The following is a 563-nucleotide window of genomic DNA, read 5'->3' on the forward strand; positions in this document are numbered from 1 at the left end:
CGTACATACAATTAATAGATAGCATTGTGCATTTAATTAATAGGAAAGGGGCAAACCAGATACGCAGAGCCAACATTTTCACTACAAACTATGATTTATTTTTCGAAAATGCTTCAGATAGGTTGCTTCGTGATTCTACAAATTTTATTTTTAACGATGGTGCTAGAGGCCTTAAAAAACGTCACCTTCAAATCAGTAATTTTCATACATCAACTTGGCATCAAGGTACAAATGACCTTTATAAATTCGAGATCCCAACAATAAACCTCATTAAAATGCATGGTTCTGTTTCATGGAATAAATATAGCGAAGAAAGAATTGAAGTAAATTACCCCAATCATTTCCCAGAAGATTTAGAAATTGATTTAGATATTCCAGACATACAAACCGCTGTACAATTAGTAGAAGATTTTTCATTTATCGAAACCGCCAAAGAAAGTCTCAATCTTGCTGAGAAAGATGAATTAGCGTTAGAAGAATTCAGGAAAGAATACAATAAACTTGCTATCGTAAACCCAACTAAAGCAAAATTTGAAGAAACTGTTTTACAACAGCATTATTAC

General features: G+C 32.5%; 1 pseudogene. It reads left to right on the forward strand.

The window, feature by feature from the left end:
• A pseudogene (locus tag IM317_RS24045) lies at positions 1 to 563 on the forward strand (SIR2 family protein); the annotation flags it as partial.

The organism is Enterobacter cloacae complex sp. S3, assembly GCF_014930495.1.
Classification (GTDB): Bacteria; Pseudomonadota; Gammaproteobacteria; order Enterobacterales; family Enterobacteriaceae; genus Enterobacter; species Enterobacter asburiae_B.